Annotated in this window: 15 protein-coding genes; 4 read left to right on the top strand and 11 right to left on the bottom strand. The window is 42.6% G+C overall.

All coding sequences use genetic code 11. From position 1 onward, the window contains the following. Positions 1–11: 11 nt before the first annotated feature. From J4N22_RS04195 to J4N22_RS04180, 4 genes are all read left to right on the top strand, one after another. Positions 12–809, top strand: a complete 798-nt coding sequence (locus tag J4N22_RS04195; protein ID WP_207492444.1) for an O-methyltransferase — start codon at positions 12–14, stop codon at positions 807–809. 163 nt (positions 810–972) lie between these two features. Continuing rightward, a complete protein-coding gene (locus tag J4N22_RS04190; protein WP_207492443.1) occupies positions 973–2,094 on the top strand; it encodes a Re/Si-specific NAD(P)(+) transhydrogenase subunit alpha in 1,122 nt (373 codons plus the stop codon). Positions 2,095–2,103: 9 nt separating this feature from the next. Then, on the top strand, positions 2,104–2,424 hold the full coding sequence (locus J4N22_RS04185; RefSeq protein ID WP_207492442.1) for an NAD(P) transhydrogenase subunit alpha part 2: 321 nt from the start codon (positions 2,104–2,106) through the stop codon (positions 2,422–2,424). Positions 2,425–2,445: 21 nt separating this feature from the next. Beyond that, positions 2,446–3,915 carry an NAD(P)(+) transhydrogenase (Re/Si-specific) subunit beta gene (locus tag J4N22_RS04180; protein WP_207492441.1) on the top strand — a complete coding sequence of 490 codons (1,470 nt, stop codon included), beginning with the start codon at positions 2,446–2,448 and terminating at the stop codon, positions 3,913–3,915. A 58-nt stretch (positions 3,916–3,973) separates the two neighbouring features. Here the strand turns inward: J4N22_RS04180 and J4N22_RS04175 are convergent, their stop codons facing one another. From J4N22_RS04175 to J4N22_RS04125, 11 genes are all read right to left on the bottom strand, one after another. Further along, a complete protein-coding gene (locus tag J4N22_RS04175; protein WP_207492440.1) occupies positions 3,974–4,921 on the bottom strand; it encodes a M48 family metalloprotease in 948 nt (315 codons plus the stop codon). A 127-nt stretch (positions 4,922–5,048) separates the two neighbouring features. Next, positions 5,049–6,323, bottom strand: coding sequence for an ABC transporter permease (locus J4N22_RS04170; RefSeq protein WP_207492439.1), 1,275 nt, complete (start codon positions 6,321–6,323; stop codon positions 5,049–5,051). Positions 6,324–6,481: 158 nt separating this feature from the next. Further along, positions 6,482–7,849 (bottom strand): NADH-quinone oxidoreductase subunit N, encoded by a 1,368-nt coding sequence (locus tag J4N22_RS04165; protein ID WP_207492438.1) that lies wholly within the window; start codon positions 7,847–7,849, stop codon positions 6,482–6,484. Positions 7,850–7,867: 18 nt separating this feature from the next. Continuing rightward, positions 7,868–9,304 carry a complex I subunit 4 family protein gene (locus tag J4N22_RS04160; RefSeq protein ID WP_207492437.1) on the bottom strand — a complete coding sequence of 479 codons (1,437 nt, stop codon included), beginning with the start codon at positions 9,302–9,304 and terminating at the stop codon, positions 7,868–7,870. Between the two features lie 38 nt (positions 9,305–9,342). Next, the gene (nuoL, locus tag J4N22_RS04155; protein ID WP_207492436.1) at positions 9,343–11,283 is read right to left on the bottom strand and encodes an NADH-quinone oxidoreductase subunit L; all 1,941 of its coding nucleotides are present in this window, start codon (positions 11,281–11,283) and stop codon (positions 9,343–9,345) included. Between the two features lie 70 nt (positions 11,284–11,353). After that, positions 11,354–11,689, bottom strand: a complete 336-nt coding sequence (nuoK, locus tag J4N22_RS04150) for an NADH-quinone oxidoreductase subunit NuoK (protein ID WP_207492435.1) — start codon at positions 11,687–11,689, stop codon at positions 11,354–11,356. A 198-nt stretch (positions 11,690–11,887) separates the two neighbouring features. Further along, a complete protein-coding gene (locus J4N22_RS04145; protein WP_207492434.1) occupies positions 11,888–12,412 on the bottom strand; it encodes an NADH-quinone oxidoreductase subunit J family protein in 525 nt (174 codons plus the stop codon). A gap of 78 nt (positions 12,413–12,490) precedes the next feature. Next, positions 12,491–13,036, bottom strand: coding sequence for a NuoI/complex I 23 kDa subunit family protein (locus J4N22_RS04140; RefSeq protein WP_242692056.1), 546 nt, complete (start codon positions 13,034–13,036; stop codon positions 12,491–12,493). Between the two features lie 303 nt (positions 13,037–13,339). Continuing rightward, positions 13,340–14,392, bottom strand: coding sequence for an NADH-quinone oxidoreductase subunit NuoH (nuoH, locus tag J4N22_RS04135; protein ID WP_207492433.1), 1,053 nt, complete (start codon positions 14,390–14,392; stop codon positions 13,340–13,342). 122 nt (positions 14,393–14,514) lie between these two features. Continuing rightward, positions 14,515–15,618 (bottom strand): NADH-quinone oxidoreductase subunit G, encoded by a 1,104-nt coding sequence (locus tag J4N22_RS04130; protein WP_207492432.1) that lies wholly within the window; start codon positions 15,616–15,618, stop codon positions 14,515–14,517. Between the two features lie 34 nt (positions 15,619–15,652). Beyond that, positions 15,653–16,021: a four helix bundle protein gene (locus J4N22_RS04125; RefSeq protein WP_207492431.1), complete on the bottom strand. Its 369-nt coding sequence runs from the start codon at positions 16,019–16,021 to the stop codon at positions 15,653–15,655. Positions 16,022–16,047 lie beyond the last annotated feature (26 nt).

The raw sequence follows: 16,047 nt of genomic DNA, 5'->3' as shown, positions 1-16,047 counted from the left end.
ACCTACCAGCCATGTATTCAGCACTTACTCTATTAAAAAAATACCTGCATTACTATGCCACTGCTTCTAACAGCAAAGGGCACGGCATGCACTCCCCTTTTGTCTTCCAGTTTATAACGCAGTTGCTGAACGATAAGAACAAACCTGTAGCTTTTGAAAAAATAGAGCAGCTACGCAGGCAGCTAAAGCAAGATGACCGTGTGCTTCAGATAGAAGATTTTGGTGCCGGATCTACCGTTACAAAATCCAATACAAGAAAAGTAGGAAGTATAGCACGCACTGCACTGAAGCCAGCAAAGTATGGCCAGCTTATGCACCGTATGGTGAAATATTATTCTTCTGCTACTGTGGTTGAGTTAGGAACATCACTGGGCCTTACATCCAGCTACCTGGCATCGGCAAACCCTGCAACTAAAGTTTTTACAATGGAAGGCTCTGGCAAAGTAGCCAAAGTAGCATTGGAAAATTTCAAGAAGCTGGGCCTGCAAAATATAGAACTGGTTCAAGGCAATTTTGATGAGACACTCGAGCCGCTGCTGCAAAGGCTTCCTGTTATTGATCTTGGTTTTGTAGATGGCAACCATAGAAAAGAACCAACCATACGTTATTTTGAAATGTTGCTTACCAAAGCAAATGAATATTCCATCTTCATTTTCGACGATATTCATTGGAGTAAAGAGATGGAAGAAGCATGGCATTATATTCAACATCATTCTTCTGTTACGCTTACCATCGATCTTTTTTTTATCGGCATTGTTTTCTTTAGAAAAGAACAATTGATACCGCAGCACTTCGCCATCCGCTACTAATTATCTGCCGCAGTTTCTATTTGCTGCATCCGTAATCGTTTGCGTAGTTTTATTCAAATTGGTGTTAGGTCGTTTTGTGATAAACATCAGCTTTTAACCCATTGCTGCTTCGCATTTTGCAGTTTCTTTAAAAGAGGATAATTTCATTCGCAACGTTTATAATATGACGATAGGAATACTAAAAGAACCACCTGGCGAAACAAGAGTATCGTTGTTACCAGAGCAGGTACAGGCACTTGTAAAGAAACAGGTAAATGTATTGATCGAAACAACTGCGGGTGATAATGCATTCAGTGATGATACTACTTACTCAACTGTTGGTGCTTCTGTGGTAACCCGGCAGCAAGTACTGCAGCAAAGTGATGTATTGTTGTCCATCCACTTGCTGCAGGATGCAGATCTTCAACAGCTGAATAATGGTAAAGTGGCATTGGGTGTATACCAGCCTTTGTACAATGCTTCTGTAATTCAGCAATGGGCATCTAAAGGTCTAACAACGTTTAGTATGGATATGATACCACGCACCACCCGTGCACAAAGCATGGATGTGCTGAGTAGCCAGGCCAATATAGCTGGCTATCGTGCTGTGTTGGTAGCTGCTAATACCTATCCTAAATATTTTCCTATGCTGATGACAGCGGCAGGAAGTATATCACCTGCTAAGGTGCTGATACTAGGAGCCGGTGTTGCGGGCCTGCAAGCTATTGCTACTGCCAAGCGTTTAGGAGCAGTAGTGGAAGTATTTGATACACGCCCTGCCGTGAAGGAAGAAGTAATGAGCCTTGGGGCAAAGTTCGTAGAAGTGGAAGGCGCTGCCGATGCCTCTTCAGCGGGTGGATATGCTGTAGAGCAAACAGAAGAGTACAAACAAAAACAACAACAGCGTATAGCCGAAGCAATAGCCAAAGCTGACATTGTTATTACTACTGCCCAGATACCAGGTAAAAGAGCACCTATCCTTATCACTGAACCGATGCTTGCAAGTATGAAAGCAGGATCAGTTATCATAGACATTGCTGCAGCTACAGGTGGCAATACTCCTTTTACAAAAAATAATGAGACCATACGTCATGGTTCAGTAACCATCATTGGTAATAGCAATCTTCCAGCAAGCATGCCTTCGGATGCCAGCAAATTGTATGGTAAAAACATCATGAACTTCCTGGCGCTTATGATCGATAAAGAAGGAAAGTGGAACCTGAACTGGGATGATGACCTGGTAAAAGGAACCTGCATAACCTTTGACGGAAACATTGTGAACGACCGTGTAAAAGCATCATTATAATAAACAAGTATGGAAACAATCATAAGTTGGATTGCTGATAATATTGAGATGGTATACATCGTCATTCTCTCCATCTTTTTAGGTGTAGAAGTGATTGGCCGTGTACCAAGCGTACTGCACACGCCATTGATGAGTGGAGCCAATGCCATTCATGGTGTGGTGATAATAGGTGCTATCATAGTAATGGGCAGAGTGGATGAAACAAACTACCTGGCACTTATCATAGGTTTCCTGGCAGTAGTACTAGGTACACTGAATGTGGTAGGAGGATTCGTGGTGACAGACAGGATGCTCAGTATGTTCAACAAAAAGAAAGGAAAAAGAAGTTAACAGATAAACTCCCCACCGCACATGACTTTATTAGCAATAATATATTTAATAGGTTCTATCACCTTTATCCTTGGTTTGAAGATGCTTTCGCATCCTGATACGGCTAAGCGTGGTAACCTGATTGCCGCTGCAGGTATGACCATTGCCATTTTTGGTACCATCTTTCTTTATGAAGAAGATGGGGTGAAGCTGCAGAACTACGGCTGGATCTTTGGCGCATTGATACTTGGTACTGTAGTAGGAACCATAGCTGCCAGGCGTGTGAAAATGACAGCTATGCCTGAAATGGTGAGCTTGTTCAATGGTATGGGTGGCGCATGTGCTATGCTTATATCGGTTTTAGAATTTAAGCACCTGGTAGATCATGCACCGGTAACAGAAAGTGGATTTTATTCGCTAACTGCCGATGTCAGCCATCTCCATGTATTGATCATTATAGCAGGTTTGGTGATCGGCAGTATTTCCTTTTCAGGAAGTATGGTAGCATGGGGTAAACTGAACGGTTCAGTAAAAGACTTTGTTTATAAAGGTCAGCAGTACATTAACCTGCTGTTACTCGGATTACTCGTTGTAGGTTCTGCATATTTTATTGCCACCACTCCTACCACAGATGTTGCCTCCGGAGCTACAGGAATATCATCTGTACATGTTTACTTCTTTTATGCTATTGCAGCATTATCTCTCTTGTACGGGGTGATGTTTGTCTTCCCGATAGGTGGTGCAGATATGCCGGTAGTGATCTCCCTGCTTAATTCATTCACGGGTGTAGCAGCGGCATGTGGTGGTTTCTTGTACAACAACCAGGTGATGCTAACTGGTGGTATACTGGTAGGTGCTGCGGGTACTTTGCTTACCATTCTTATGTGTAAGGCTATGAACCGAAGCTTGCTGAATGTATTGCTTGGAGCATTCGGAGGAAACACTGCGGCTTCAGGCGCTACTGCTTCAGTTGGTGGTGGTACTACAAAAGAGATCACGCTAAATGATACAGCAGTTGTTATGGCTTATGCATCTAAAGTGATGATTGTACCTGGTTATGGATTGGCTGTAGCACAGGCGCAGCACGTATGCCATGAACTGGAAAAGATGCTGGAAGAGCGTGGTGTAGAAGTGAAATACGCTATACATCCAGTGGCGGGTCGTATGCCAGGGCATATGAATGTATTGCTTGCAGAGGCTGATGTTAGCTATGAGAAGTTACTGGAAATGGAGCAGGCAAACGATGAGTTTACCAGCACCGATGTGGTGCTTATTCTTGGAGCCAATGACGTGGTTAACCCTGCGGCTAAAACAGATCCTGCCTCTCCTATTTATGGTATGCCCATCCTGGAAGTAGAGCAATCAAAACATGTAATAGTAAACAAGCGAAGCATGAAGCCTGGTTATGCAGGAATTGAGAATATGCTATTCTTTCAACCTAAAACCTCAATGCTATTTGGAGATGCTAAGGCTGTGTTGCAAAAGCTGGTAGCAGAGCTGAAGGAGATGTAAACAAATCAAGCTTATCATTTAATAAAAAAGGTGTACCGACAAGTACACCTTTATGTTTTTAGCGTATGTCTGTTAGTTGTCCTACTCTCCGGCCATCGGTATTAACGATGCTTCCGGAGCGACTTATAAGCAGGTGGTTCTGGTTTTCGTCATAGATCACGTGCGGGTATAACTGGCTGTTGGATTGAGCAACTTTCCCTATAACCTGCAGGTTGTTCCCGTTCACCTTCACCAGGTTGTTTCGTACAGTTACAAAATAGGTAGATGAAGGGTCAGCAGCGAAATATGCTTTTTTAGCTATGTAACGTTTATCAATAGCCATGGTTGTGGTAGCAACATCACGTTGTTGGGTAGATGTTCTTTCTTGTGTAGTTGCAGGCATGCTTGGTGCAGGTGTTTTGTAAACCCGTGCTACATCACTTCCACTAGCTGTTTCCATTTTGTTGGCGTTGTTCCAACCTTTCGCAATAGCGTATAAGCGATCAGCCTGCGCAGGATGTGTATGAGAAGCACGTTGACCGGCTGCTACTTTCATTGCTACCTGCGCCTCTGCCAGCGTAGCACCCATCTTGCGTAAAACAAATCCTGAGAACTCATCTGCCTCTAATTCTATGGGAGGTCTACTACCACCAGCCTCAAGTGTATGACCGTTCAAGTGATGTCCTATTTCGTGCGCCAGTATGCTTACACTCGCCCACTGGTTACCTGCCGCTTTATTAAGTGCAGCAACAAATTTTGGATTGTATAAAATATAGCGTTTGCTACCATAGATAACAGCGGCCGCATTGGGAATATTTGCTTCTTTGATCTCGAACTTAGGCTGCAGCCCTATTACAGCAATAATGCTTTCAATGATATGCCGTGCATCCTCGGCAGAAGTAAAGGAGGTAACAGTTGTATTGATATAACTACCCTGGTGGTAGTCGTACAGCTTCCATTTTTCCTGGCTGTACGATGAAGAACTACATGCTATAAACAGGCCTATACCAACAATTATCTTTTTCATGCTCAGCAAGTCTTTAAAAGTACTTGCTGTAATATGGATCTTTTGATGTTACAGAAGCATTAAAGCATATTCAATAACTAACAATTAACGGCAGGTGGTGGTGCAAAAAGAAAATCTACGACAGGCTCTACTCGTACCGCAACGCAACAATGGGATCTAGCTTAGATGCTTTGAATGCAGGCCATAACCCTGCACCTAATCCAACAATGGTACAGATGATGATACCCGTAATTACCCAACCCCACGGAATTACGAAGCCGGTACCCAGCATCATCGAAAATAGATTTCCTACCAGTACACCCAGGATGATACCGAACACTGCTCCCAGCAAGCTGATGATAATGGACTCGTAAAGGAACTGGTTGCGAATGCTTTTGCGTGTACCGCCCAATGCTTTTATCAATCCTACTTCTTTGGTTCGTTCGGTTACTGCTACCAGCATAATGTTCATGAGACCAATAGCTGCACCAATAAGCGTTATCAAACCAATGGCGCCTGCAGAGCCGGAGATGCTGGCCAGCAAGCCGATCATAATGGCTGCAACGCTATCACTTTTATCTATAAAGAAGTTATCTGCATCTGCAACATTCAACCGGCGAACACCACGTAGTGTACCCGTAGCCTCACCTATAGCAGGATCCATACGTGTCATATCATCTACCATTACATTGATGCTGTAAGTAGCTGATGGATTAGGCAGTTTGCGGATGTTGGTATGCGTCGTCACAAATACTTTATCCATCTTTAAAAATGCACTGGAACCTTTTGGTTTGAGCACGCCAATCACACGATAAGGCACATTAGCAACCCGAATTATTTTATCAACAGCGTTATCAGGGTTCCGCGGAAAAAGCAAACTCGCAACATCATACCCAATCATTCCTACATTCCTGGCGGACTCTACATCTAAGGAATTGAAATTTCTTCCGGAAGAAACCTGGTAGCCATTGATGACAAGGAAATTTTCATCACCGCCAATAGCTCTTATATCTGGGTTGCTTTCTTTGCTTTCATACTTTACAACGACACTGCTTGTGCTTTGCAATTGTAATCCTACCAAAGCAGGAAAATGGAAATTCTCTTTGAAGGATTTTGCCTGTTCGTATGTAATGTATTGCCCAAGGTTAGAGGTCTTTTCACGTGGCTGTCCTTTTTTGCGCTGCGACACCTGGCTGCGGTTTCCGCCAATATTTACCTGCCGTGCTTTGTACCTTATACTAAAAGCATTGGCTCCAAGAATGGTAAAATTCTCTGAGATGCTCTGGTTCATTGCCTGGATGGCGGTAATTATACCTATCAATGCCATGATACCAAAAGCAATAATAGCTACAGTTATACCTGTTCGTAGTTTATTGCTGGAAACGGTACGGTAAGAGAGTGCAAGAATATCGCGGAACTTCATGAAGGGTTTTTGCGTGCTCTAAGATAGTGAATGGTGTGGAAGACTTCTGTTAGCCATTGATGAATGGCACGAAGCGTCTATTTGACACCAGTAAAATTAGCTGGTATAAAAAAAGCATCCCTATATGGAGATGCTTTTCAAAATATTTGGCCAATCATTTAGAAGTAGAAGAAATGCAATAATGCATCAGGATAAACACCTAGCAGAACAATAATAGCTGCTATTGCTACCATAATGTATTTAAACCCGGCTGTTGTTTTTAAAGCCAATGCAGAATCTCCTTCTTTGAAGTACATAGCCTGAATAACCCTGAAATAATAGTAAACACTTACTGCAGCAAACAAAACCCCAAGTACAACAAGTGTTAAGTTGCCACCAGCTTTTACTACTGATGCAAGCATAAAATATTTTGCAAAGAAACCTGCAGTTAATGGAATTCCTGCCAATGACAATAAGAATACAACCAATACCCCTGCAATCACCGGGTGATTTTTGCTCAAGCCATTGAACCCTTCATAGGTTTGATCATCCATTTTAGCTAACACTGCAAAGATGCCAATAGTAGCAAGTGTGTATGCAGCAGCGTAAAGTAGCAGACCTTCTTTTGCAGCATCATTTACTGCATATAAAGCAAACAACATAAAACCTGCCTGCGCAATACTGGAGTAAGCAAGCATTCTTTTTACACTCTGCTGGAATACAGCGGTCAGGTTTCCAAATGCAAGCGTAAGTACGATAACAATAGAAATCAGTCTTTCAGTCTGGCTTCCCATTCCATGGTACTTTGCTTCCATCAGCTTTATGAATGCAGCAAAAATGGCAACCTTGGCTACAGTAGCCATGAACGAAGTAAATACAGTGGGAGCTCCATCATATACATCAGGTGTCCAGAAGTGAAATGGTGCACCAGATGCTTTAAACAGCAAAGAAACAAATAGCATGAGCAAACCCATAGCTTCCAGGTAAGATAAACCAACACGTGGGATGTTGATCATAAAAGAACCTGTAGCACCATATAACAGGGCAATTCCCATTACCATGATACCCGTTGAGAACGCACCCATCAAAAAGTACTTCAATGAAGCTTCATTGCTCTTAAGATTGCGTTTGTCAAAGCCGGTAAGAATGTAAAGTGGAATTGAAACAATTTCTATTCCTATGAACAGCATCAGCAGGTTGGTGTAAGAAGTAATGATACCAATACCTACCATAATGAAGAATAACAGCGCATAAGCTTCAGCTGTATACCTGCCCAACTTCTCAATGTCTCTTCCGCTTACCAGCACATAAACCATTGTACTAAAAATACAGATGGAATTGAACAGCAGGCCAAACCTTTCGAAGCTAAGGAAGAAGCGGGTATTGATGTTGAACAATGAATAACCATATGTTTCAGCAATATTGAAACCCAGCAACACAGCCATGCCGGCAGCAGCTATTAATCTAAATGCCGACTTGTTCTTAATAAAGATGCCGCTGTACATCATCAGCACACCTAATATCGCAGAAAGTACTATTATATTCATAATTACCTATACAGGTGGCTACTTTAGTTGAGCCAATATTTTTGTTACAGTATCGTTTGTCAGGTCGAACATTGGCTGCGGGTATACGCCAAATACAAGCACCACCGCTACCAGTATTATAAGCATCAAAGCTGTGCCTGAATGCAATTTGATCTCCGGCATTTCAGATGTTCTTACTTCACCGTAGAATACCTTTTGAACCATCCATAGTGTGTATACAGCAGCAAGTATGATGCTGATACATGCAACAGCGGCAAGAATGATATTGTGCTTAAACAAGCTGTTGAACATCAGGAATTCACCAACAAAGGCATTGGTTAGCGGTAAGGCTACATTGGCCAAAGCCATGATTACGAAAAGTATAGCAAGTGTAGGTGCTTTTTGAGCAAGTCCACCCAGTTCAGTGAATTTGCGTGTGCCTAACTGTTGCTCTATTACATCTACCACTATCCACAATCCCAATACATTTATGCCGTGTGCAAACATCTGGAACATTACACCTTGCATACCTATAGCTTCGCCAGTAAACATAGATGCGCCCATTAGGCCAATGTGTGCAATAGAAGAATACGCAACAAGACGTTTCATATCATCTTGCTTTATGGCTATAAGGCTTGCGTAGATCATACCAATCACAGCCAGTATCATCACTACATTAGCATAGTTAACAGATGCCGCAGGTGCTAAAGGAAGTAACCAGCGAATAACTGCAAAAACACCCATTTTCACCATAACGGCACTAAGCACCATGGTAACTGCAGTAGGTGCCTGCTCGTAAGTATCAGGCTGCCATGTGTGGAAAGGAAAGATCGGCATCTTGATAGCAAAAGCTATAAAGAACATCCAGAACACTACGTTCTCCTGTGATGGTGTAAGTACAGCCGCACGTAGCACATCTATATTAAATGAATTACCGCCTGCTTTGTAGTATACAAACAGTATAGCTACCAACATTAGCAATGAACCGAGGAACGTGTAGATGAAGAATTTGAAGGTTACAGGTATTCTTCTTTCTCCTCCCCATTTAGAACAAAGAAAATAAACAGGAATAAGAGCAAGTTCCCAGAAGAAGTAGAATAATAACAGATCGCCTGCAGCAAATACGCCCATCAAACCAGCCTGCGACAATAACATGAAACCATAAAAGGCATTGCTGCTTTTGTAATGATTTTTATATGTAGCCGCAAAAATGATTGGGAAAGAAACCGCTGTTAAAAGTTCAAGCATTTTACCCATTCCATCGAGCGAAAGCGTAAACCTGCTTCCAAGAACAGGTAACCATTTAGCATCAAAATTCAATGGTGCTGCTGCTTTGGTGAAAACCGCAAGTAAGGCAACTGCCAATGTAGCCACCGCACTCAACAAAGCCCAGGCTTTCACAGAGCGTTCTTCTTTTATGAAGAAAGCAACTACACCAGTCAGCAATGGGATCAATATCAATAAAACAGGAATCATATTTATATGTTGTGTGCCTGCTAAGGCTACTACTTTAGCTAGTTAAAAATCCAATCAATCACCGGGTTCATATTATGACCATAGAACAACAATAATATCATCAGTACCATGCTTAGTACCATTAATAGTATGTAGTTGCCTACCTGGCCACTTTGAATATGTCTGATCTGCCGGCCACTATATTGAATGAACCTTCCGGTGCCGTTTACAATACCGTCTATTATTCCTTTTTCAATGAAGTTTTTAGAGAAGGCAGCTACAGCCAGTAAAGGCCTTGAAATAACAGCTTCATACACTTCATCTATATACCATTTGTTGGCAAGCACTTTTCCTGCACCTGTTTGTTCTTCCAGCTCAGGGCGCTTGCTAAACCTGTTCCATGCATAGATGATAGCTATAAGTGCAAGCCCCACAGAAATTCCCATCAGCATGTACTCAGTAGCATGATCGAGGTGATGCATTTCTGCACTTCCTTTGATTATGATCGGATCAAGAAAATGTTCTAGTGAATGTGCATTGGCAGCGAATACTTCAGGTATACCGAAGAAACCACCAACTATGCTAAGTACTGCAAGTACAATCAATGGTATAGTGATAGCCAAAGGACTTTCATGAAGGTGATGCTCCTGCTCGTGTGTGCCCCTGAACTTACCAAGGAAGGTCATGGCATACAAACGGAACATGTAGAAAGCTGTAAGTATAGCACCAATTACACCCAAACCCCACAGGATCTGGTTGTCGGAACCGTAAGCCGCAGCCAATACTTCATCTTTACTAAAGAAACCGGCAAAAGGAGGCATACCAGCAATAGCCAAACAACCTATTAAAAAGGTGATGTGCGTAACAGGCATGTGCTTCTTTAAGCCACCCATGAAGCGGATGTCCTGCTCGTGGTGCATAGCGTGAATAACACTACCCGCACCAAGGAACAATAGCGCCTTGAAGAATGCATGTGTCATTACATGAAATACAGCTCCTGTATATGAACCAACACCCAAAGCAAGGAACATATAACCAAGCTGGCTAACGGTTGAATATGCCAGTACTTTCTTAATATCATTTTGCTTGATAGCAATAGTAGCCGCAAGTAAAAGTGTAGCTGTACCTACAACAGCAATAATACCTTGTGTAGTAGGAGCTAAAGAATACAAGCCATTCGCCCTAACAATCATGTAAATACCTGCGGTAACCATGGTAGCCGCGTGTATCAACGCAGATACCGGCGTAGGACCTGCCATCGCATCGGGTAACCATGTATAAAGTGGTATCTGGGCACTTTTACCAGTAGCACCTACAAATAGTAAAAGCGTGATGGCGGTAACATCTGTAGGAGTAAATCGTGCTAAAGCTTCGGCAGTAAATACTTCGGTATAACTAACAGTGCCCAGTACACCTAGTATCCAGAAGATGGCTAACAGGAAACCGAGGTCACCAATACGGTTCATTACAAAAGCCTTGCGTGCAGCGTAGTTATAGTTATTGTTTTTAAACCAATAGCCGATGAGCAAGTAAGAACAAAGACCTACACCTTCCCACCCGATGAACATGATAACGAAATTGGAACCTAATACTAGTAACAGCATGGAGAACACGAACAGGTTCAGGTAGGCAAAATAGCGGCCGTAATGCTGTGTCTCTTCTTCATTCATATATGCACTGGAGTACACGTGAATTAAAAAACCAACACCTGTAATGATCAATAGAAACAGTGATGACAACTGGTCAACCTGGAAAGAGAATGGAATACTTAAACCAGCTGTTTGTATAAAAGGAAACAGGTTAACTATAACCGGGTTTGCACCAAAATGACGCGCTTCAAAAAATATCCCAACACTAATAGCGAAAGAAGCAAGGATAACACCACTTCCTATTATTGCAATTAGAGATTTGGATAAAGACTTCCGCCCCAATCCATTGATCAAAAAGCCGATCAGTGGCAACAGCGGAACGAGATATACCAGGTTTGAGAATGTATTCATTTTATAAGGCAAAATTCAAAATTCAAAAGTCAAAAACATGCGAGTCCTTTTGACTTTAAATTTTGACATTTTAATTTTTAAGTCTGTTCAAAAAGTTCACATCTACCGAGTGTGTATTCCTATATAACATTACAATGATAGCAAGGCCTACACTTACTTCAGCTGCAGCTACCACCATGGTAAAGAACACAAACAATTGTGCTTCTACCCCGGCAAGTGAGTCTGGGTTGGTTGCCAGCGCGTTGCCATGATGCATTTTAGAAAATGCGACCATCAACAGGTTGACTGCATTGAGCATTAACTCCACGCACATAAATATGATGATGGCATTGCGACGGGTAAGTACACCCACCACTCCTATGCAAAAAAGAACGACTGAAAGTGTTATATAATATTGTATCGGCATTGTGTCTATTTGAAAATGTGTTCTATTAAAAAACCTGACTTATCAATCAATTCAAACACATCTCTGAAAATCTATTTAGCTGTTGCGCTCACCGTTCAAACAAAGATCAATAGCTGAAGTGTGCGACGCAACGATGTCAAATATTCTATCTAAAGCTGGTTACCAAAAATTCTTTATCCTACTTCACACTGCTAATAACTATTGCGCAGCCGGCTCATCTCTTTCACGCTTACCTATCACAACAGCACCAATCATTGCACTTAAGAACAGTATACTTGCTATCTCAAAGGGCACTACATAATCACGAAAGAGTACGCGTCCCAGGTTCTTTATTAGTCCGATGTTTCCTTCTTTTACCAATGCAGTTTTGCCTTGCATATCGGCAGCGCTGCGAACTACGTCCACCATTATCAGCATAAGGCTACCACCACTTATGGCACCCGCTACTTTTAGCCATGTATTCTTTTGTGGTTCGGTTTGGCTGTTCAGGTTCATAAGCATTACCACGAAAAGGAACAATACCATGATGGCACCTGCATATACTATGAGGTTAACTATGGCAATGAATTGCGCGTTCAATAAAATATAATGACCGGAAATAGCAAAGAATACAACAATAAGCCAGATGATACTATAGATAGGATTTTTGCTGATCACCACCATAGTGGCACCCATAAGGGCAAGTGCAGAAAGAAACCAGAATAATATTTCAGTTATACTCATATTGAAGGCAAAATTCAAAAGTCAAAAATTCAAAAAAGCAAGTGGTGATATTTTGACTTTTGACTTTTGATTTTTTAATTAATTAGTCTTAGGTGCTCTTTCACCCTTTGCCTTTTCGTATCCTTCCGGATTGGTAACAGGGTTAGGGATCAACAGGTCTTCTTTACCATATATAAATCCTTTGCGGCCGTAATTGGCAGGCGCAAAAGTTTCACTTAAATAGACTGCATCTTTAGGACAAGCCTCTTCACATAATCCACAGAAAATACAGCGAAGCATATTCACTTCATATTTGGCTGCATATTTCTCTTCACGATATAGGTTCTCTTCACCTGGTGCACGTTCTGCAGCTTCCATAGTGATGGCTTCTGCCGGGCAAGCTACGGCACACAATCCGCATGCTGTACACTTTTCGCGTCCCTGCTCATCCCTGTTCAGTACATGCAGTCCGCGAAACGTTTGTGCAAACGGGCGCTTCTGCTCAGGATAGCTGATGGTGGGAGTTTTTTTGAATATATGACTAAAGGTGATCATCATACCCTTGAGGATGCCTGGCAGGTACAACCTTTCCAGGAACGACATCGGCTTGCGATCTACACTTTTTACTCTGTTTGTTAACTGCATAATTTTAAAGCTTTAGCTCATAAGCGCCAGCTTTTTTAAGGCTGCAAAAATATTTTCCAAATGCTATCCTTCCAACTTTAATTCAAAAGGCAAAATTCAAAAAGCAAAACCTGCATTTCAAATGCTGCTAATAAACGTGTCGCACGTTATAAGCTCACATATCTTTATGTAGCCAGCAGCGAATCCTTCCTCATCATCGTTGCGTCGCACACTTCAACTTTCTTCTCACAACTCAACGGTTCAGTTTTTTGACTTTTGAATTTTGACTTCGAACATCAAACTTCAAACCTCAAACTTTATCTCCTATCCTCTCCAAAGTATCACTGCTCCGGTAATAAACATGTTCAGCAGTGCCAGTGGTATCAGGCTCTTCCAGCCAAGGTTCATCAGCTGGTCGTACCTGAAGCGAGGCAATGTCCATCTTACCCACATAAACAGGAAGATGAAGAAAAGCACCTTTATCAATAGGGCTATAATACCAACCAATGCCGCCATATTGATAGAAAGATTTCTTTCGTCTACAAACGGCATATCGTATCCTCCGAAATATAAAGTAGCCAACAGCACGCTGCTGATGAACAGGTTGATGTATTCGGCAAACAAGTAGAAACCTAGTTTCATACTTGAGTACTCCTGGTGGTATCCAAAGTTCAGCTCATTCTCTGCTTCAGGAAGATCGAAAGGTGCGCGGTTACACTCGGCAAATGCACAGACAAGGAAGATGAAAAAGCCAAGCGGCTGGTATAGTATGTTCCAGTAGCCATCCATCTGTTGCTGAACAATGCCTTTCAAGCTCAGCGTGCCACTCAACATCAAGAGAGCGATCAACGAAATACCCATTGCCAGTTCGTAACTGATAACCTGTGAGGCTCCACGCATAGCAGCCATCAAAGAAAACTTGTTGTTACTCGCCCAGCCACCGATCATGATACCATAAACACCCATACTAACTACACCAAAAATGAAGAGTATGCCTATGTTGATGTCAGCAATCTGGAGACTTACAACGCGATCGATACCCAGCATGTTGATATGCAACTTGTCGCCCCAAGGTATTACAGCACTGGTCATCATAGCAGTAAGCATAGCCAGTGAAGGCCCCAGCACAAACAACAACTTGTTAGATGTATTTGGTATGATCTCCTCTTTAGAAAAAAGCTTTAAACCATCCGCCAGCGGCTGCAGCAATCCTAGTGGGCCTGCGCGGTTAGGACCTTTACGGTCTTGCAGTATGGCAGCTACTTTACGTTCGCCATAGGTGGTATACATGGCTATCACCAATGAACCGGTGATGATAGCTCCAATAAGAACCAACTTTTCTATTACTATGCCCCAATCAACTTGTAAAAGCACCATTAGTATCTCAGTTTCTTGTTTTGTTTTTTGTTCTTGTGCGTTCCTCTTGCCGAGTATTGTACAACTGTACAAGTGGGCGACCTGCCTGCGGCAGGCAGGCCCAACGGCAGCAGAATTATTTTCTACTGCTGGTTACCACCTTCGTATACATCTTTTTTAGGCGGCCCGGGCAACTCGCTCAGGTGTACACCCGGCTTGTTTACCTCGCTTACCTGGTGAATATCCATCAACAGTCTTGGCTTCTGTCCCATCAACTGCTCCATCACCTCGGTTGGCTTCTTTATTTTCTCGTAGTGGCCTGCAGAAATCACAGAGTGACGGCTGATTTTACGTGGACCTTCAATCACCCAATCGCTTGAACGCTTCTTGTCGAAGCGGCAGGTATTACAGATCCATCCTGTTTTGCCATCTACATCCTCTACTTCACCCCATTCATCTTTGCGTGCTGTAACACGGAAAACTTCATCTCCACGGTTCCACAGCGTCACCTTGCCGCAGCATTTGTCGCAGTCGCGGTGTGCGTTCATCGGCTTCAGGAACCACACACGCTGCTTGAAGCGGAAGGTGCGATCGGTCAATGCTCCAACCGGGCATACGTCAATCATGTTTCCGCTAAAGTCGTTGTCGATGGCTTTAGATATATAAGTTGATATCTCAGCGTGTTCGCCGCGATCCAGAATGCCGTGCACACGCTTATCCGTAAGCTGGTCTGCTACATAAGTACAGCGGTAGCAAAGGATACAACGTGTCATGTGCAGCTGGATGTAAGGCCCGATGTCCTCACGCTCGAATAGCCTGCGCTGAAACTCGTAGCGTGTGCCTTCGCTGCCATGCTCGTAGCTCAGATCCTGCAGGTGACATTCGCCGGCCTGGTCGCATATAGGGCAATCCAGAGGGTGGTTAAGCAGTAAGAATTCAACCACACCTTTACGTGCATCCAATACTTTTTCGCTGGTGATGCTTTTTACAACCATTCCGTCCATTACATTGGTACGGCAGCTAGCCACCAACTTAGGCATTGGACGTGGGTCGGCCGCAGAACCTGCAGCTACCTCCACCAAACATGTACGACATTTACCGCCACTACCCTTCAGCTTGCTGTAAAAACACATCGCCGGCGGCGTTACATCACCACCAATCTTCCGCGCAGCCAGCAAGATCGTCGTCCCCGGCTCCACTTCTACGGTGATGTTGTCTATGGTTACTTTAAATAATTGTTCACTCATTTAAATGCAAAATGAAAAATGTAAAATGTAAAACCTACCTCTTTGCGTTGATAATGATCTGAGCAATAATTTTCGATAGTTCATTTGCTTCCTTGATCAAATCATTTACAACCTTTTCATTTACTACTAATGTCTCCCTAATCAAACACAGCCAATATTTTGTTTCATTAGTCGACTTCAAGCTGATATGCATGAAGTTGATGAAATCTTTGTTTGTACTGCCAGCCCCTCCTTCTACCATATTAGCTCCTATCGAAGTTGCACTTCTCAAAAGCTGGTCAAACATGGAGACATATATTTTCTCGTATGTGCAATTCTTTACAAAATGAATAACGCTCTTTGAAAAATGAAAACAACGATGTCGAATGTTATAAGGCTTTTCACCTTCTTCGACTGTTGTCATTTTTTCATTTTGCATTTTTCATTTTG

Origin of the sequence: Aridibaculum aurantiacum (assembly GCF_017355875.1) — a bacterium.
Lineage (GTDB): Bacteria > Bacteroidota > Bacteroidia > Chitinophagales > Chitinophagaceae > Segetibacter > Segetibacter aurantiacus.
The sequence above is the reverse complement of the archived record's forward strand: the minus strand, read 5'-3'. Positions and strand labels throughout refer to the sequence as shown.